Below are 17,548 nucleotides of genomic sequence, written 5' to 3'. Positions count from 1 at the left end.
CCATGAACCAAAACGATTGCTTTTACCTGGGTTATGTAACCAAAACATTTGGGTACAAGGGAGAGGTAATGGTTTTCCTCGATGTTGATACCCCCGGATATTACAAGAAACTGGAATCAGTTTTCATTCTTCTGGAAGGAAAACTGATTCCTTTTTTTGTGGAAAAGATACAAATCCGTCCCAATAGCGCAGAAGCTACGGTACGTTTTCAAAATGTCGATACCCCTGAAAAAGCCCAGCACCTGACAGGTGCTGAGATGTATCTTCCCCTCGAATTTTTACCCCCCCTGAAAGGCAACGATTTTTATTTCCACGAAATTACCGGTTTCCAAATAATAGACGCTGTTAAAGGCCCCCTTGGACCGGTGATTAGTGTCCTTGAATTGCCTGCTAACCCTGTGTTCCAGATCCAGGCTGGCGAAAAGGAAGTCCTGATTCCGGCCAGTGACCAGTTCATTCAAAAAGTGGACCGGAAAAACAAAAAGATCTATATTCAGGCTCCTGAAGGCCTGATTGACTTATATCTCAATGAACAGTAAGTCAGGCTCACCCCCGGACAAACGCTTTCACTTTAAACAATTTTCCCTTTCCGACCAGGGCTGCGCCATGAAGATTGGCACCGATGGGGTTTTGCTTGGGAGTGTGGCTGCTAATTATCAGGCTTCAAGGGCCCTGGATATTGGAACCGGGTGTGGCTTGATCGCACTGATGCTGGCGCAGGAAACAAAGGCAAATATTACGGCATTGGACCCGGAAGCAGGCGCTTTCACGATGGCGCTGAAGAATGTGGCCGAAAGTCCCTGGCCTGATAGAATTGTAGTATTGAAGGAGCGTTTTCAGGATTTTGCGGCAAGTGTGCCCGGAACTTTTGAACTGATTGTCTGTAATCCCCCGTATTTTCGAAACAGTTTGCAAAGCCCTGATCAGAAAAGGAATCAGGCCCGACACGATGACAGCCTGCCTGCTGAAGATTTATTTAAAGGGGTCAGCAAGATTATCAGCCCGGAAGGCATATTTTTGATCATTGTACCCGCCGAGCAGGAAAGCGAGATGGAGATCCTGGCTAAGAAACTGGGAATGAAAAGCCGGCGAAAAATCCTGGTCAGGCCGAATCCGGGGCAGAATCCCAAACGTATCATCATGGCCTTCTCGCCTGCCCCTGGCGCAATGCTCACCGAAGCCCTCAGCATCGAAACCGGGCAAAGGCACGCTTATTCCCAGGCCTATCAGGCGTTAACAAAAAACTTTTATCTAGATTTCTGATCAGTTCAGCAGGGCAGTTTCTTCGAGTACGGAAGGCTGTATTTCAAAATATTCGCGAAGTAACATAAACTGTTCAATCAGGTAGGGTAGCCAATCCCCTGTCTCTTCAGGCTTTCCTGTTTTCAGGCAAAACTCCATATTACGGCTGGTTTGCGCCATTTGCGAAGCGCCAAGGGTGCCGCTCAGGCTCCTGATGGACGTGGTAAGGGCCTGACAAGCCTTATAATTTCCTTCCTCATATTGTTTGATCAGGCGAAGGATAAAACCTTCCATTTCCTGGAAAAAGCTATGGAATAGATCATCAAGCGGAAAATCCTGCAGGGTGGCAAATTCCTTAAACAAGCCGTATGTTTTTAAGTTAACTACAGGCAGGCTGTCAAACTGGTAGTTCAGAGGTTCAGCCTTTGGCTTTCCCAGTGCTTTATTGTTTTTCTTCAGGAGATCCCTTAACTGGGCTTGTAGGGCGTTCTCTGTGCCCGGGAAGTCTATCAGTTTATCAAAACCCTCCCCCAGGAAGTAGTCAGCTTGTTTTCCAATATTTGCCCTGCACAGACCAACAACAGGGGGAAGATTCGAAAACCTTGCATGTAATTCAGAAAGGACTTCCAGGGTTTTATGGCCTGCATTCACCAAATCCATCAAAATGCCTTGGAAAGGTGAACAACCAAATATTTGAAAAGGGTTCAGCAGGCTTTCATGGTATTTCCGAAAAAATTGCCTGCTATCATTGGCAATGCTGAGTTGGCAGCCCAGGGGTAAGACTGCAGGTTTGACAACGGAAGCCATGATGGGCTGATGCTGCAATAGCAGCAGGTTGTTTTTTACAGCAGGAATATTAGAATCCATAGACCATTTAACTTGTCGGATTCAAATGTAAAAAACCTTTGCAGTGAAAAACTAAGTATTATTACTGAAAATGAAGGCATTGTCTGCAGGTATAAAAAAAGGAAGCCTGGCATAGCCAGGCTTCCTTTTTCGTCATTAGCAGGAGTTACTCAACAATCTCTTCGGCTTCTGCTTCAGCTTCTTCAATTACTTCTTCAGTTGCTTCTTCAGTTTCTTCAACTGCTTCTTCAACAACTTCTTCAACTTGTTCTACTTCTTCAGCAGCTTCTTGTTGGTTAGCTGAATTGCATCCAAAAAAGAAAAGCATACCTGCTACGGTCAGTAATGCAAAAATCTTCTTCATTTGTTTTGGTTTAATTTAAATTGGTGAATGTTCTGAAATCGTGTACAAAATAACAATAAATCCCTGACAATAACAAGGGTATCTATTAAAATATTTTGTTGAATTAATAACAATGGATGTTACTGTACACCAGATCTTCTTTTGCGGGTTGTAGTCGAATCAACCACTTCTTTGACGGATTCTTCGGGTGCCCGGCGAATTCTCGTAACATCAGATTGGTCGGCTTCTTTTGCTTCGACCGAGCGGGTGCGAGTGGTTCCTTCGGGTTGCACAGGGGCGGTCACTTCCGGACTTATGGCATCAGCGGCAGCAGCAGCCTTGGCTGCTTTCAGGGCTTCAGCTTCAGCAATGGAATCCTGAATCCGCAACTCCTCAACAGCTGCGATCGAGTCCAGCCGTGCTTGTTCAGCAGCTTTCTGCTTGGCACTGGGCCCGCACGACACAAAACTCAATAAAAGGAAGGAAATCAAAAGCAAAGAAAATTTTTTCATAAGGGTAACGTTTAAAATAGTGATAAATAACTTTGCAAAATTAATATTTTGCGTGGAAGAAACCCATTGCCAATTGAAAAACCTTAATTTTGCAACAACAATTAATATCTAACATTTTATTCCTGTTAAAATTTTTTTATTATGAAAAAGCAATTCTTTGGCATTTTGTTTATTTTGCTTACGCTGACCCTTACCTTCACCAGTTGCCAGAAAGATCCGCTGATCACACTCAATGGAGGTGACGTGGAACTGGACCTTGGCGAAGATTTTGTTGACCCCGGGTATGAGACTGAAGGCATCAGCGGCGATGTTCAGGAACTCTGGAATCCTGAGTTCAGCAAATACAAGGTGAACCATTATGTTTTGACCTATGTTTATGAAACTGCCAATGCCCAGCGCAATGTTTATGTGAAGAGCGACCTGCTGGCAGGCACCTATAGCGTTGTGGATGTTTCCGATGATGGCACTTTTACCTACAACAGTTCCGTGGCTCAGTCGTCCCAGGCCTTTAACCGCCTGATCATTTCAAATCTGGGCGATTTTGAAGGCATTCCCGATGTTCTTATGGATATAGAAGGCGATGTAATCACCATTGAACGCCAGGAACTCTGGACTTCCCAGGAATGGGTGGAAGGAACCGGTACCTATAACGGCGAAACCCAGTCGCTCATTGAAATAGATTACACCATGACTTACCTGGTTGGAGGCGACCCCCGAACCATTACAGGCACCCTGACCTTCACCAAGTTGTAAATCCATTTTGCAATAAATATCAAGCCGTCACAGGGTTATCCTGTTGACGGCTTTCTTTTTACCGCAGCCCTGCCCTACCCTTTTCCCCGTGGCTTTCTAATTTTTTTCTGGGCTGTTCTCATTTTCTTTCACTTGATTTTTCTCTGCCTGTTTTTAAACCGATGGCGCCTGACCACTATCGTATCAGGCTCGGACCATCCTCGGAGTTTATACGGTTTAAACCGTATAAACTCCGTTTTAACTACGTATTAACTATGAAAATGGTTTGCCCTTTAAATGGATTTAAATGGTTTAAAAAAATAACTCATGAACTATTTCAGTTCTTTGATTATGAGCTTATTAAAGATTGTAATTGACCCTATATGCCGCTCAATGGAATGGGGTAATCAGGATGGAAACCCGGATATGGTCAAACGGTCACCCTAAACATTGAGGGTTTCGCCTTCAGATTTGGCTATGATCACAGCCCCGCATGAGTCGCTCCAAACGTTTACCGTGGTTCGGAACATATCGAGAGGACGATCGACAGCCAGGATGAGCCCCACCCCTTCCAGGGGGAGCCCCACTGCTGAAAGAATAACGGTAATGATGACCAGCCCGGCCATGGGGATGCCAGCAGCACCTATGGAGGCAAGAAGGGCTGTGAGGATTACGATCAGTTGTTGCAGGATGGTCAGATCAACCCCATAGGCTTGCGCGATAAATAACACTGCAATGCATTGATAAAGGGCTGTTCCGTCCATGTTAATGGTGGCTCCCAGGGGCAGCACAAAGCTGGTGGTTTTGTTTGATACCCCACTGTTAAATTCAACGGCTTCCATCGTCAGAGGCAGGGTTGCGCTGCTGCTTGAGGTGGAGAATGCCGTCAGAAGGGGTACTGACATCCCCCGGAAATGCTTCATTGGGTTGGCGCGTCCAAGCAGCTTGACCATTAAAGGCAGTGTGATAAAGGCATGAATGGTCAGGGCAACAATGACCGTAAGCATATATACGCCCATGCGTCCGAAGATGTTCATTAGATTGCCTGCGTTGTCGGCCATAATTCCTGCAACAATGCCAAAGACACCTAAGGGAGTGAATTTGATCACAAACATGGTGATTTTCATCATAATTTCGAAGATGGCATTGAAGAAAGTCACCACAGGTTCCCTGTATTCCGGGATAACCCTTGTGGCAAAGAAACCAAAGAAAATGGCAAAGAAAATAATAGCTGGCAGGTCACCATTAGCCATGGAATCAATAATATTGGTAGGGATAATCTTCAACAGGGTTTGCCCAAAGGAATCGCGGGTAGCGCCCAGTTCTTCCACCACTTTGCTAAAGCCCAGGTCTGCTCCTATGCCTGGTTTGATAAGGTTGACCAGGATCAGGCCGGTAACAATGGCAAACAAACTGGTAAATATATAGTAGGAGATGGTCTTAAGGCTCATTCTGCCCAGGTTCTTGGCTGAGCCTAAACCTGTGACTCCCGAAACAATGGAAGAGAAAATGAGCGGAACAATGATCATCTGGAGTGACCGAAGGAATAGGGTGCCCATCCATTCGACATATTTTACCTGGGCAGGAAAGAACATACCAAACAGGATGCTCAGGATCAGGGCGATCAGTATTTGCCAATGCAGTTGAATCTTTTTCACTTGCCAGCGGTTTTTAAAGTTAATGTAAATTGCGAACCGGCCATTGTAAGGCACCAAGGGAAGGGCAATATTACAAAAGAATTGGCAAAGCGCTAAATTTTTTTATCGTCGCAAGACACTGTAAAAATGGCATTCACGGGTGTTTTTAAATGCCAAAATGGCTTAAAGATTACAAAAATCGGTCTTGGTTAATAATTTGATGACTTATTGAAAAAATAGAAGGAGCATTATGAATTTGAATCATTTTACCATAAAATCGCAGGAAGCCATACAAAAGGCCCAGGAGATCGCCACCGGTTATCAACATCAGGCCGTTGAGAATGGGCATCTGCTGAAGGGTATTTTGGCTGTGGATGACAATGTAGCCCCTTATCTTTTAAAGAAAAACAATGTGAACGTGCAGGGTCTCCAGCAAGTGCTGGACCGTGAGATTCAAAGTTATCCGAAGGTAGCTGGGGGGGAGATCTACCTGTCGTCGGCCTGCAATCAGACTCTCCAGAAGGCCCTGGCCTCCCTGAAAGATTTTGGGGATGAGTTTATCTCCATCGAACACCTTTTACTGGCCCTGGTGTCAGGGAAGGATAGCGTGGCACAGATCCTGAAAGATACAGGCCTGACCGCTTCCGGAATGAAAGAAGCAACCAGGGAGCTTCGAAAGGGCTCTGCCGTAAAAAGCCAGACAGCTGAAGACACTTACAATGCCCTGAATAAATATGCGCGTAACCTGAACGACCTGGCCTTATCGGGAAAACTGGACCCGGTGATCGGGAGGGATGAGGAAATCCGCCGGATCCTGCAGATTTTGACCCGCCGAACGAAAAATAATCCCATCCTGATCGGTGAGCCCGGTGTAGGGAAAACAGCTATTGCCGAAGGTCTTGCCCACCGGATCGTGAATGGTGATGTGCCAGAAAACCTAAGGTCGAAAAGGATTTTTTCGCTGGATATGGGTGCCCTGATTGCAGGGGCCAAGTATAAGGGAGAATTTGAAGAACGCCTGAAAGCTGTCGTAAAAGAGGTGGTTAGCTCAGATGGTGAGATCGTTCTGTTTATTGATGAGATCCATACCCTGGTAGGTGCCGGGGGTGGAGGAGAAGGTGCTATGGATGCTGCCAACATCCTCAAACCAGCCCTTGCCCGGGGTGAACTCAGGGCGGTGGGCGCCACCACACTGAAAGAATACCAGCGCTATTTTGAGAAAGACAAAGCGCTCGAGCGCCGCTTCCAGATCGTCATGGTAAATGAACCGGGCAAACTTGATGCAGTCAGTATTTTGCGCGGGCTAAAGGAACGTTATGAGACCCATCATAAGGTAAGGATCAAAGATGAAGCCATTATTGCGGCCGTTGACTTGTCGCAGCGCTATATCACCGACCGCTTTCTTCCCGACAAGGCCATTGACCTGATGGATGAAGCGGCCTCCAAAATGCGGCTTGAGATGAACTCGGTGCCGGAAGAACTGGATGAGGTGGAACGCAGGATAAGACAGCTTGAGATTGAACGCGAGGCAATCAAACGAGAAAAGGATGAAGCCAAGCTGAAGGTGATCGCTGAGGAACTGGCCAATTTGCAGGATGAGCAAAACAGGCTAAGAAGCAAGTGGGAAAGTGAGAAAGAAGTTGTTCAGCAGATTCAGTCGCTGAAGCAGTCGATTGAAGAGTACCGCTTTGATGCAGAACAGGCAGAGCGCAATGGTGATTTTGGCAAAGTGGCCGAGATCCGCTACGGGCGTATTAAGGAAAGCGAGCAGCACCTGGAGGAAATGAATCAGAAACTGAAGGAAATGCAGGCCGAAAGTGCGCTGATTAAAGAGGAAGTGACCGCCGAGGACATTGCCGATGTAGTTTCGCGTTGGACCGGGATTCCTGTGAGCAAGATGCTTCAGAGCGAACGAGAGAAGTTGCTTCTGCTGGAAGATGAATTGCATAAGCGGGTTGTCGGGCAGGATGAAGCCATAGCAGCTGTTTCTGATGCCATCAGGCGAAGCCGGGCAGGCCTGCACGACCCAAAACGGCCTGTAGGTTCGTTCATTTTCCTGGGTACTACTGGCGTTGGTAAAACCGAGCTGGCAAGGGCTCTGGCAGAGTTCCTGTTTAACGACGAAAATGCTTTGGTCAGGATCGATATGTCGGAATACCAGGAGCGGCATACCGTAAGTCGCCTCATTGGGGCTCCTCCAGGTTATGTAGGCTATGAGGAAAGCGGACAGCTGACCGAAGCCGTGCGCCGCAAGCCTTATTCGGTGGTGTTGCTGGATGAAATCGAGAAAGCCCATCCGGATGTGTACAATATCCTATTGCAGGTATTGGAAGACGGACGATTGACAGATAACAAGGGAAGGACTGCTGATTTCAAGAACACTATCATTATTATGACTTCGAATATTGGTTCGGGGCTGATCCAGGAGAAACTTGAAGGATTAACTGATTTGAACCGAGAAGAGGTTTTGGATAGAACGCGTGAGGAGGTGTTTCTGCTGCTGAAGCGGACCATCCGTCCTGAGTTCATTAATCGTGTGGATGAGATCATTATGTTCAGCCCGCTCACGCGTGAAGAGATTGCCGGGATTGTAGAACTGCAGCTTCGCCGCGTTCAGGAGATGCTCCAAGAGAGTGCTATTCGCCTGGAGTTATCCCCTTCAGCCATTGACTGGATAGCCCGGGAAGGCTTTGATCCGCAATTTGGTGCAAGGCCATTGAAACGTGTGATTCAGCGAAACTTGCTCAACCGCTTGTCAAGAGAAATTCTTGCAGGCAGGATTGGTAAGGATGAGGTGGTAAAAGTGGATGCAGAAAAAAACGGACTAGTGTTCACCAAATAACCATTTGGTGCCTTTCAGTTTAAGCGGAACATTTCATTATGAAGTTTCCGCTTTTTTCTTTGGGAAAAATCCTACTTTTGCAATCAACCCAAAGGCAAACCAAATTGAACACTCCGCTATTCATAGCCCGCCGCATAGGATCCAGAAAAAAAGGAAAATCTTTTGCAGGCCTGATTCGCAAAATATCCGTCCTGAGCATTGCGCTGGGTCTGGCGGTTATGATCATTTCCGTGGCAGTGGTTACCGGTTTTCAGAGTGAGATTCGCGAGAAGGTCATTGGATTTGGGGCACATATTCAGGTGACCAATCTTGATTACAATGTATCGTATGAACCTAGCCCTATCAGCCGTGAGCAGGATTTTCTGGAGCCTTTGAAGAAATTGCCAGGGATCAGGCATGTTCAGGCTTTTGCCACCAAGTCAGGAATAATAAAAACCGACGAGGATATCCACGGCATTGTGATGAAGGGCATTGGGACTGACTTTGACTGGGCTTTCTTCCGGGATCGCATGGTTGCTGGTACCCCAATTATCTTAAGTGATTCTGCCCGTTCGGACGAAGTGATCATTTCCAAATTCATTGCAAACCGCCTCCGGTTGGAGCCCGGCCAGACCATTTTTGTGTATTTCATCCAGGAGCCCCCGGCCATCCGGCGATTTACCGTGGCCGGTGTTTATGAAACCGGCCTTGAAGAGCTGGACGAAGTGTTTATCCTGGGCGACATTCGCCACATACAAAGGTTAAATCAATGGAGTGAGAATCAGATTGGCGGATTTGAGGTCCTCGTAAATGATTTCAAGGAAATTGATACCATTAAACAGGCTGTATTCGAAATAATTCCCTATGATCTGAATGCACGGAGCATCCGTGATATTTATCCTCAGATCTTTGACTGGCTGGCCCTGCTCGACATGAATGTCTATGTGATTCTCTTCCTTATGGTGCTTGTGGCAGGAATAAACATGATCACAACACTCCTGATTGCGGTGCTGGAGAAAACCAATATGATTGGAATTCTGAAAGCGGTTGGGGGGTCAAATCTTTTGGTAAGGAAAGTGTTTCTTTACAATGCCTCTTTTACCATCGCCAAGGGGCTGTTTTGGGGCAATGTAGCGGGACTTCTCCTTTGCTGGATACAATACCGGTTTGGGGTCATTGCGCTTCCCCAGGACTCTTATTACGTCTCACAGGTGCCTATTAACCTGGATCTGATTCCTATCCTGTTGCTCAACCTGGGTACTTTTGCCATATGCATGCTGATGCTCATCGTTCCTTCGATGATTGTGACCCGCATCTCGCCCGTCAAAGCCATTACATTCAGGTAAATAATCAGAACAGCAATCCCAGGCTCAGGATAAACTGTTGGGGCCGGGTATCGAAATTGATGGTCTCTTCACCAATGGTGATTCCTTCACCAAACCTGGTGAGATTGCCTTCGTATTTAAAGTCGAGCATTAAGTTGCCCAATTCAAGGCCCGCACCTAAATGGTAACCCAGGGTTAGCTTATTGAGTTCCTGTTGGTAATCATCCTCGATGCCAAGGTCATTCCAGTTGTTCACGAGAAAGGAGAATACGGGCCCTGCCCCGATTTTCAGGCTGCCGAATTTTGCTCCGCCAAACAGCGGTAAGACAAGGTGGCTATACATTTGGGTAAAATATTCATCCTCCTGCTGGGGTTGGATGTATTCCAGGCGCATATCACGCCCGGTTTGTGTGTATAACAGTTCAGGCTGAAAGAAGCCGCCCCTGAAGACAAAAAAGGCCACGCCCCCGACGTGATAGCCTGTATAGGAATCGGAGAAGGCCGAAATGATGTAATCAGAGGTTGACCCGTTTTGTTCACTGGGCAGGCTTTTGAAGTTTAGGCCTGCCTTCAGCCCAAAACTAGTATATTGCCCATGGACTAAAGTGACTGAAAAGACCAGAATAGCCGAAATAAGAATATAGCGCTTCATCTTTTTTCGTTTTTGGAAAGGCTTTTTTTATAAAACTCCAAAGCGATGTTTTTGTTTTGCAAAATAAAAAAAGCCGGGTGGATTCCCGGCTTTCATTTTAAGATTCCCTCAGGATCTTGAGCTTTTCTTCGAGGATGGTAATTTCCTGTTTTGCCTTTTCTATCTTCTCTTCAAACTCGTTTTTGAGAATATCGGCTTTTGTTGAAGAAGCGAAGAATCCGATATTGTTTTCCCAAACCTTGATGTCATTTTGAATGGTGCTGATCTTGTTGAGCAGGAAATTCCTTTCCTTATATATGATATGATCGGCATTTGGGGTATGCTTGATGTTTTCGATCTTCGAGCGGAAGGACAGGGTGCTCTTGGCTTTTTTGCTGATACCCAGTTTTTCAAACTGCTCATCAATAGCCTTCCGGTATTCACCCTGTATCTTGTCTTTTTGTTTGATGGGAACATGACCGATCTCCATCCATTGCCGCTGAAAATCATTGATGACTTTCAGGTTTTCTGAGTTGTCGTCCGAATAGGCATAGGTGTGAATCTGTTCAATAATATCCTTTTTCTTCTGCAGATTCTCTTCCTGCATTTCGCCAATATTAGCGAAATATTCTGACTTCTTTTTAAAGAATTCATCGCAGGCTGCCCGGAAGCGTTTCCAAATCTTGTCGGAGAACTTGTTGGGAACAGTCCCTATCTTTTTCCATTCGTGCTGCAAGGCAATCAATTCATCCGTTGTCCTGCGCCAATCATTACTTTCTTTCAGGGCTTCGGCCTGAAGACATAAATTCAGTTTCTGGTTGTAATTCTCCGTCTGATTTTCCTTGAACTTCTGGAAGAATTCTTTTTTGTTGTTAAAAAATGAATCAAGCGCATTACGAAAGCGGGTCCAGACCTCGTTGTTAACCTTTTTAGGAGCAAAACCAATGGTTTTCCACATCTTAAAGAGTTCATTGATCTGATTGGTCAGGTCTTGCCACTGACGTGGGGTTTCCGGTGACTGGGAGGCCAGTTGTTCGGCTTTTTCGCAGAGTACCAGTTTGGCAGCAAGGTTTTTCTGCTGTTCCTCACGCAGGCCGTCATAATATTCTTGACGACGCTTGTTAAGCTTTTCGGTAGCAGCCCTGAATCGTTCCCATATTTCTTCTTTTTTGTCATTAGGAACCGGCCCGGTTTCTTTCCAGGCTTCATGCAGTTTCTGCAACCGCTGGAAAGACTTGACGATGGATGGCTCGAGAAGCAGTTCTTCTGCTTTTTCACACAATTCGGTTTTCAGCTCGAGGTTTTTCTTGAGGTCCAAGTCTTTGAGTTCCTTGTTGATCTTGACCTTATCAAAAAACTTTTCAACCAGGAAGTGGTAATTGTTCCAAAGGGTATTTTTTGCGTTTTGGGGCACGGGGCCGATATCGCGCCACTTTTCCTGCAGATCGCGGAACTGGTCGTAAGTTTTCTTGAGTTCTTCCTCCGATTCGATGAGGTTTCTCAGTTCTTCAAGGATTTTTTCCTTAACATCCAGGTTTTCTTGTTTATGCTTTTCGAGGGCTTGATCGAAGACGGCTTTCTTTTCCTTGTAAACATTAATCGCATGCTCGAACCGTTGGACTAAAGGATCTGTTGGGGTTTCCTGTGCTTGAGCACCTTCCTCAACTTCTTCCTGCGAAATTGATTTTTCATAATGAACGAGGTGATCATCCTTGGTGAGTTTCCGGAAAGCTGCTTTGATATAACCAATGTGTTTCCTGATGAAGTTAATATCCTCATGCTTTACGAGCGCTTCCAGCACTTGCACAAGTTCGTCCTTGTCCATTTTTCCGTAATGCTCATTGAGGTCTTCCGTTTCCTCCCCTTCTTCATGCTCGGCCTCTTCTTCCTCCTCTTCTTCCTCTTCCTCTGCGGATATCTCTGCCTTTTCAGTAGCAGGCGCCACTGGGGGAACGGTTGCAGTTTTCGTTTCTTCAACAGGGGGTTCCTCAGAAACGGCAGGTGTTTCTTCTTCTGATCCTGATTCTTCAGGGGTTACTTTGTCGTTGGGATCAGCAACAGGTTCAGCGGTTTCGTCAGCAGTGGGGTCCTCAGGGGTGGCCTCGGTTGAAGCCACAACGTCTTCGGGAGTTTTTTCTGTGGCTTCCGCTTCAGGTTCTGGTTCTTTTGCTTCTTCTTCAGGTTGGATGGCTTCCGTTTCGGAGGCGGCTTCAACCACTTCGGTGGTTTCAGAACCAGGTTCAATTACCTCTTTTCCCTGTTCAGGTTCACCAGCATTTTCGGCTTCATCGGTGGGTGCTGTTTGATCAGCTTTCAGGCTCTCATCCCCCTGCTGATCAACAGGCTGATCGGCTTTGGGGTCCAGTTGTTCCTTTTTTTTCATTAAGAAAAAATTAAAAATTAATACTAATTAAAGTTTTAGAGCAAAACGGCGTTAAAAACACTTTCCATTAAAGTGTGTAAACCAAAATTCCGGTATTCAGCCATGCCTTATTAATCAAAGCCCACAAAATTATAAATATTTTGATATGGTAAAAAATGTTTTTTGTTCATTTTTAACCATTTAAACGATCAGGTCAGCCTAATGAAGGGGGTTTTGGTTAAAAATCAGATACCCAAAATTAAGGGAAAGGGAAAAAGGCGCTTCGTAACGGTCGAAGAAGTTGAAAGTCAGGGATGCTGGTCCCAGCCGTGTATTGGCAACAAGAGAGGTGGAAAGCAGAAAATAAGTATTTTCAAAATAAGGGCTTAGGTAAGGCATATGGTCATCGCTTGAGAGGATCTCCCGGAAAGGCTGAAATGCATAAGCTTCAATCCTGAGGTCGGTATTTCTTGAAATGGAATAAATGCCTTTAAATCCCAATACTATAAAACTGTTGGCTCGGTATTTAGGCAGGAAGACACTTCTGGTCTCAGGCACATGGTCGAAACTCGGAGCGGTAAGCAGGCTGCTTGTATAATTTGAAAATAAACTTTTGTTAGAAAGAATCAATTCAGAAAAAAGGCCGATGGTGACATTCCTGGTACGGGCAAAGAAATTTTGGTAATCAATTCGCAACTGCCACCAATCGTGTTTATCGCGCGATCGCTGGGTCATAAGGGAAGTGGAACCCGGGATATGCCTTTCCAGTCCGGTAACGTAACGCAGGCCAAAGGAAAAGAAAGTACCCTCATTGGGAAATTGCTTGCGATTGAGGGTATTGCGTTCAAATACAAAATAAGGACTGAAAAAACTCAAATCGGTGCGATCGGTGGTATCCGTTCGTGCAAACTGATTGGTTTGATAATAATCGTAGCGTGTAATTCCGGATGTTGCCCCAAGTAGGATCTTACCGGTGTAACGGGCGGGAAAGCCAGCTTTAAGGTGAAGAAAATTTTGATTGATTCGCAGATACGATGGGGTCTGATCCTGAAAGAAGAGGGTATTGGTCTGGAAAAAATTGTAATTATTCAGGGTATAGCTTCCTTCTACGAAAAAAGGCATTTTTGTAGGAAAACCCATACGCCCCATTAAGTGTACAGAGTTGTAAAACCTTCCGACAAAGGCATTGGCCACGGCCGTATAAGCCTTGTACCCAAGCCGGTGGTATTGGGCCTCAAAAAAAGTCAGGTTAACCGGGCTGCTTGAAATATTGCCACCGAATTGCATGATCAAATCCTCATCCAGGGTAACGTCAAGGTACAAGTCGTAATAACCCGTATTGGGGTTGTATTCAACGCTTGGAACCAAAAGTTCAATATGCTCCTCTGCCAGAAGTTTAAAATATTCGACCTTGATTTCTTCGATCGGTGTGGGCTTACGCTCGTAAAGAAGTTTGTTAATGTAGTCCATTTGGGCTTCGTTAACACCCCTGAAGAAAATCCTGTCCACGATCACTGGCGGTTTTTTGCTATTGAAGGCATTTCTTCTGGCTTCTCTTTCCTGCTGGGAAACTTCTCTGGGAACCCTGTTCTTAATTTGTTTGATGACTCGTTGAGTGGCTACATAACCACTGTCAAGTATCATCTGGGAGTAGGAAAAATCGGTAACATTCACCCGGGGAATATCAGGTTTGATGAGGATGCCAATTTCTTCTTCGATGATATAATCTGTTCTGCTTACCAAAAGGTTCTCTAAATGAGAACGGACATCGTCTTCAGTAGGTGGATCAAAGTTTTGGGCCACAACGCTGCCAATAATAAAATCAGGGTTAAAATCTACCTGCATGACATCAACAGGGAAGTTGTTGTAAATACCGCCGTCGAACAAGAGCCTGCCATCAATTCTGATGGGCTTAAAAACAAAAGGATATGTCATAGATGCCCGGATGGCCGGGAAGATTTCTCCATCGCGGAAAACTACGGCTTTTTTTCGCTCAATATCGGCAGCAACGCAGCGGAAAGGAATGAAAAGGCTGTCAAAACTGCCTTCAGAAGCCACGTTTACAGAAGAAAGATATTGCACTCCCGCAAAATCCATTTGAACGGGCGAGACAAGGCTGGTGGGCAATTGGGGTTGCCAAACTGAGTCAATGGTAAATTTTATCGAAATCCAGGAGGCGTTCTCAGGCAACTGTTTGAAATAAAAGTTGTATTCCTCATCGATAGTCCCCAGGGCCCATGACTGGAATTCTGAACTGGTAACGATTTTCTCAATGCTGTCCGGCGAAAACCCGCTTGCGTACATACCGCCGATGATGGCTCCCATACTGGTGCCTGCAATGTAATCGATGGGAATATTGTTTTCTTCCAGTGCCTTTAAAAGCCCGACATGTGCAACCCCTTTAGCACCTCCCCCGCTTAATACGACGCCTACCCTTTGGGCTGAGGCGCCATTAACCAGTGAAAGGCATAGAACCAACAGGACAAAAGAGCGCTTTAATTTCATTTTTTCATGCCGGGAATTCAAAAGAGATATTTTATTTTCTTACATGTAAAGTTAAAAAACAATTGTAAGCCCCAATAAGAAAAAAGGCGAAAAAAGGGGGATCAGATTTTTTCAAGTGCTTGTTCTAAATCAGCTAGGATATCTTCCACATTTTCAATCCCGACGGAGAAACGCACAAGCCCATCGGTTATTCCGGCTTCAACCCGGTCCTCTTGTCCCATTTTGGAGTGGGTCATACTGGCAGGGTGCTGAATGAGGGTTTCCACACCTCCCAGAGAGACCGCGAGCATGCACAGTTTGACATTATTCATCAGGATCTTTCCTGCCTGCAGGCCACCCTTAAGTTCGAAGCTAATCATAGCACCCGGGCCAGCCATTTGCCTGCCCGCCAATTCATATTGAGGATGGTTTTTCAAACCGGGATATTTAACCCATTCAATTTTTGGGTGATCGAGCAGGAACTGGGCTATTTTCTGGGCACTCTGCTGTGATCTTTCTACGCGCAGCGACAAGGTCTTAAGACCCCGGATGACCAGGTAGGCCTGATGAGGATCCATATTGCAACCCAGGTTAACCATCATTGGCCTTAAAATATCGTACAAAGCTTTTTCACGGGTTACAACGATTCCGCCAACAACATCTGCATGCCCGTTTAGAAATTTGGTAATGCTATGGAAAACTACGTCGAACCCATAATCAAGGGGGCGCTGCAGGTAAGGACTGCAAAAGGTATTGTCGGCCACCGTGACCAGATTGTGTTCCCTGGCAATTTTTACCACCCCTTCCAGATCAGTGATATCCATAGTTGGGTTGGCAGGAGTTTCAATAAAAATCATTTTGGTATTGGGGCGTATAGCCTTGCGAATATTGTCAAGGTTCGATGTATCCACATAAGTGGATTCAACCCCAAAACGGGAATAGTGTTTCTCCATGACCACCCTCGAAGGGCCATACACAGCGGCAGAGCTAATCATATGATCGCGCTGGCTGAGCAATCCCATGTAAATGGTATTAACGGCGCCCATCCCTGAACTCACGGCTATTCCGCGGTAGCCATTCTCCAGTTCTGCCACCAGCTTTTCAAGGGCGTCAATGGTTGGATTGTTTATGCGGGTGTAAATGTAACCATCAGATTCTCCGGCAAAACAAGCAGCGCCATGGTCGGCATCCCTGAATTTAAAGGTGCTGGTCTGGTATATTGGTACCGTAGCACTTCCAAACTGGTCTTCAAAGGCTCCGGCATGAATTAACTTGGTGTTGAATCCTGATTTTTTTGTATCCATTTGCTTTTAATCTGATTTTGGGAAAATAATTTTTTAATACAACCCTGCATCCAGCATCATAAGGGTGCAGTCCTCTTCAGTTTCAATACCTTCAGCCCTGGCCATTTTTTCCAGTTTAGGGTTCCATGTGCCTGGATTGAAAATTATTCTTTTAGGTTTCAGGCCAATGATATAATCCAGGAAATGCTCCTGGTTTTTAGGGTTCATGTAAAGAGTAACTGTGTGAATATCTTTCAGAGGCGGCTGGCCTTTCTGCACCTTTATCGATTCGATGGTAGACTCGCGCAAACCAATGGCAAACACTTCGTGATTGTATGCAAGCAATTTTTTGACTGCACGGTTTGAATAGCGGTCGGGTTTATGGCTCGCCCCCAAAACCAGGGTTTTCTTACTCATACAGTTTATTCTGTAATGGTTTTAACAATAAATTCTGGGGAATTTGCAATGAGTTTTTTCACTGCGCAGGCATTGGCAGCCTTGATTACGGATTCTCGGTAACGCTCAGGGAAGTCTTTTGGAAGATGGATGTTGATCTCTATGGCACCAATCATACGTTTCTCCTCATTGCGAAGTGTTCTCTGAACCAGCGTAATGCCTTCGGTGGGGATACCTCTCTGATCACAAAAAGCCTTGACATAATATCCTGCGCAAGTGCCAATAGATGCCAGAAAAAGATTAAAGGGTGCCGGGGCACTATTGTCACCCCCCACCGCTGTTGGCTGATCGGTTTGAATAACAAACCCTTTATAATGGGCTTCAACACGTTGATTTTCGCCCAGAACAATTTTCATATCCATGGTGTCCTCAAATTTCTTTTATGATTCGGTTTGATTCATTAAGGGTAAAAGCTTCTCAAGAAACCAGTCAGGTGCAGGACAGGGCCTGTGGTTGGCATACTTAATAAAAGCCAGCACGGTATTTCCTTCACAGAGCAGGGTTCCGTCCTCATTATACACCTCATAATCAAAGATCATTCTTGAGGTGGGGACTTGGGTTACGATGGTGCGGATAGTCAGCAAATCATCATAGCGAGCAGGTTTAAGGTATTTAACATTCATCTGAGCAATGGGCATATATACGCCTTTTTCTTCCATTTGGCGGTAGGTCATCCCAAGTTTTCGCATGGCTTCAGCCCTGCCAACTTCAAAATATAGGGCGTAATTCCCGTAATAAGCGAAACCCATTTGATCGGTTTCGCCATAACGGACCCTCGCGTGTGTTTCGGAAACAAAATGCATGGAATAAATATTAAGCGCCTGCACCGTGGCAATGTTTGGATTTCTTACCACTTCCGCAGGGGCACGGTTCG

General features: G+C 45.6%; 16 protein-coding genes. 5 read left to right on the top strand and 11 right to left on the bottom strand.

Annotated features, from left to right (window positions below; translation table 11 throughout):
- Window positions 1-2: 2 nt before the first annotated feature.
- Together rimM and V2I46_05250 are read left to right on the top strand one after the other, a co-directional pair.
- Window positions 3-539, top strand: a complete 537-nt coding sequence (rimM, locus tag V2I46_05255) for a ribosome maturation factor RimM (GenBank protein ID MEE4176899.1) — start codon at window positions 3-5, stop codon at window positions 537-539.
- Window positions 529-1,263, top strand: a complete 735-nt coding sequence (locus V2I46_05250) for a methyltransferase (GenBank protein MEE4176898.1) — start codon at window positions 529-531, stop codon at window positions 1,261-1,263. Before rimM ends, V2I46_05250 begins: the two co-directional genes overlap by 11 nt.
- Here V2I46_05250 and V2I46_05245 read toward each other — a convergent pair whose 3' ends face one another.
- The 3 genes from V2I46_05245 to V2I46_05235 all read right to left on the bottom strand — a co-directional run bounded on the left by V2I46_05245 (window position 1,264) and on the right by V2I46_05235 (window position 2,943).
- A complete protein-coding gene (locus V2I46_05245) occupies window positions 1,264-2,109 on the bottom strand; it encodes an Hpt domain-containing protein (protein MEE4176897.1) in 846 nt (281 codons plus the stop codon).
- 145 nt (window positions 2,110-2,254) lie between these two features.
- Window positions 2,255-2,452: a hypothetical protein gene (locus V2I46_05240; protein MEE4176896.1), complete on the bottom strand. Its 198-nt coding sequence runs from the start codon at window positions 2,450-2,452 to the stop codon at window positions 2,255-2,257.
- Window positions 2,453-2,571: 119 nt separating this feature from the next.
- Window positions 2,572-2,943, bottom strand: coding sequence for a hypothetical protein (locus V2I46_05235; GenBank protein MEE4176895.1), 372 nt, complete (start codon window positions 2,941-2,943; stop codon window positions 2,572-2,574).
- A 141-nt stretch (window positions 2,944-3,084) separates the two neighbouring features.
- Here V2I46_05235 and V2I46_05230 point away from each other — a divergent pair, with 141 nt between their 5' ends.
- The gene (locus tag V2I46_05230; protein ID MEE4176894.1) at window positions 3,085-3,696 is read left to right on the top strand and encodes a hypothetical protein; all 612 of its coding nucleotides are present in this window, start codon (window positions 3,085-3,087) and stop codon (window positions 3,694-3,696) included.
- A 422-nt stretch (window positions 3,697-4,118) separates the two neighbouring features.
- Here the strand turns inward: V2I46_05230 and V2I46_05225 are convergent, their stop codons facing one another.
- Entirely contained in the window at window positions 4,119-5,333 is a 1,215-nt protein-coding gene (locus V2I46_05225; protein MEE4176893.1) for a dicarboxylate/amino acid:cation symporter, read from the bottom strand.
- Between the two features lie 229 nt (window positions 5,334-5,562).
- On the opposite strand from V2I46_05225, the gene clpB reads away from it, so the two are divergent.
- Complete coding sequence (gene clpB / locus V2I46_05220) at window positions 5,563-8,154, top strand: ATP-dependent chaperone ClpB (GenBank protein MEE4176892.1); 2,592 nt, start codon at window positions 5,563-5,565, stop codon at window positions 8,152-8,154.
- A 104-nt stretch (window positions 8,155-8,258) separates the two neighbouring features.
- Window positions 8,259-9,479: an ABC transporter permease gene (locus V2I46_05215; protein ID MEE4176891.1), complete on the top strand. Its 1,221-nt coding sequence runs from the start codon at window positions 8,259-8,261 to the stop codon at window positions 9,477-9,479.
- Window positions 9,480-9,483: 4 nt separating this feature from the next.
- On the opposite strand, the gene V2I46_05210 is transcribed toward V2I46_05215, so the two are convergent.
- The 7 genes from V2I46_05210 to V2I46_05180 all read right to left on the bottom strand — a co-directional run.
- Entirely contained in the window at window positions 9,484-10,110 is a 627-nt protein-coding gene (locus tag V2I46_05210; protein ID MEE4176890.1) for an outer membrane beta-barrel protein, read from the bottom strand.
- Between the two features lie 97 nt (window positions 10,111-10,207).
- Window positions 10,208-12,472 carry a DUF349 domain-containing protein gene (locus tag V2I46_05205; protein MEE4176889.1) on the bottom strand — a complete coding sequence of 755 codons (2,265 nt, stop codon included), beginning with the start codon at window positions 12,470-12,472 and terminating at the stop codon, window positions 10,208-10,210.
- Between the two features lie 198 nt (window positions 12,473-12,670).
- Window positions 12,671-14,956, bottom strand: a complete 2,286-nt coding sequence (locus V2I46_05200; GenBank protein MEE4176888.1) for a patatin-like phospholipase family protein — start codon at window positions 14,954-14,956, stop codon at window positions 12,671-12,673.
- Between the two features lie 101 nt (window positions 14,957-15,057).
- Window positions 15,058-16,239, bottom strand: coding sequence for a PLP-dependent aspartate aminotransferase family protein (locus V2I46_05195; GenBank protein MEE4176887.1), 1,182 nt, complete (start codon window positions 16,237-16,239; stop codon window positions 15,058-15,060).
- A 33-nt stretch (window positions 16,240-16,272) separates the two neighbouring features.
- Window positions 16,273-16,635, bottom strand: coding sequence for a CoA-binding protein (locus V2I46_05190; GenBank protein MEE4176886.1), 363 nt, complete (start codon window positions 16,633-16,635; stop codon window positions 16,273-16,275).
- Window positions 16,636-16,640: 5 nt separating this feature from the next.
- The gene (locus V2I46_05185; protein MEE4176885.1) at window positions 16,641-17,036 is read right to left on the bottom strand and encodes an OsmC family protein; all 396 of its coding nucleotides are present in this window, start codon (window positions 17,034-17,036) and stop codon (window positions 16,641-16,643) included.
- An 18-nt stretch (window positions 17,037-17,054) separates the two neighbouring features.
- Window positions 17,055-17,548: thioesterase family protein (locus V2I46_05180; GenBank protein MEE4176884.1), on the bottom strand; the 494-nt coding region annotated here is incomplete at its 5' end.

The organism is Bacteroides sp., from assembly GCA_036351255.1.
GTDB lineage: Bacteria > Bacteroidota > Bacteroidia > Bacteroidales > UBA7960 > UBA7960.
Note: the sequence above shows the minus strand (reverse complement) of the source record. Positions and strands in the feature narration are given on the sequence as shown.

Bases quoted from the DNA above. Each gene is read 5' to 3' on its own strand.
- rimM (MEE4176899.1), top strand. From the start codon at position 3: ATGAACCAAAACGATTGCTTTTACCTGGGTTATGTAACCAAAACATTT.
- V2I46_05250 (MEE4176898.1), top strand. From the start codon at position 529: ATGAACAGTAAGTCAGGCTCACCCCCGGACAAACGCTTTCACTTTAAA.
- V2I46_05245 (MEE4176897.1), bottom strand. From the start codon at position 2,109: ATGGATTCTAATATTCCTGCTGTAAAAAACAACCTGCTGCTATTGCAG.
- V2I46_05240 (MEE4176896.1), bottom strand. From the start codon at position 2,452: ATGAAGAAGATTTTTGCATTACTGACCGTAGCAGGTATGCTTTTCTTT.
- V2I46_05235 (MEE4176895.1), bottom strand. From the start codon at position 2,943: ATGAAAAAATTTTCTTTGCTTTTGATTTCCTTCCTTTTATTGAGTTTT.
- V2I46_05230 (MEE4176894.1), top strand. From the start codon at position 3,085: ATGAAAAAGCAATTCTTTGGCATTTTGTTTATTTTGCTTACGCTGACC.
- clpB (MEE4176892.1), top strand. From the start codon at position 5,563: ATGAATTTGAATCATTTTACCATAAAATCGCAGGAAGCCATACAAAAG.
- V2I46_05210 (MEE4176890.1), bottom strand. From the start codon at position 10,110: ATGAAGCGCTATATTCTTATTTCGGCTATTCTGGTCTTTTCAGTCACT.
- V2I46_05205 (MEE4176889.1), bottom strand. From the start codon at position 12,472: ATGAAAAAAAAGGAACAACTGGACCCCAAAGCCGATCAGCCTGTTGAT.
- V2I46_05200 (MEE4176888.1), bottom strand. From the start codon at position 14,956: ATGAAATTAAAGCGCTCTTTTGTCCTGTTGGTTCTATGCCTTTCACTG.
- V2I46_05195 (MEE4176887.1), bottom strand. From the start codon at position 16,239: ATGGATACAAAAAAATCAGGATTCAACACCAAGTTAATTCATGCCGGA.
- V2I46_05190 (MEE4176886.1), bottom strand. From the start codon at position 16,635: ATGAGTAAGAAAACCCTGGTTTTGGGGGCGAGCCATAAACCCGACCGC.
- V2I46_05185 (MEE4176885.1), bottom strand. From the start codon at position 17,036: ATGGATATGAAAATTGTTCTGGGCGAAAATCAACGTGTTGAAGCCCAT.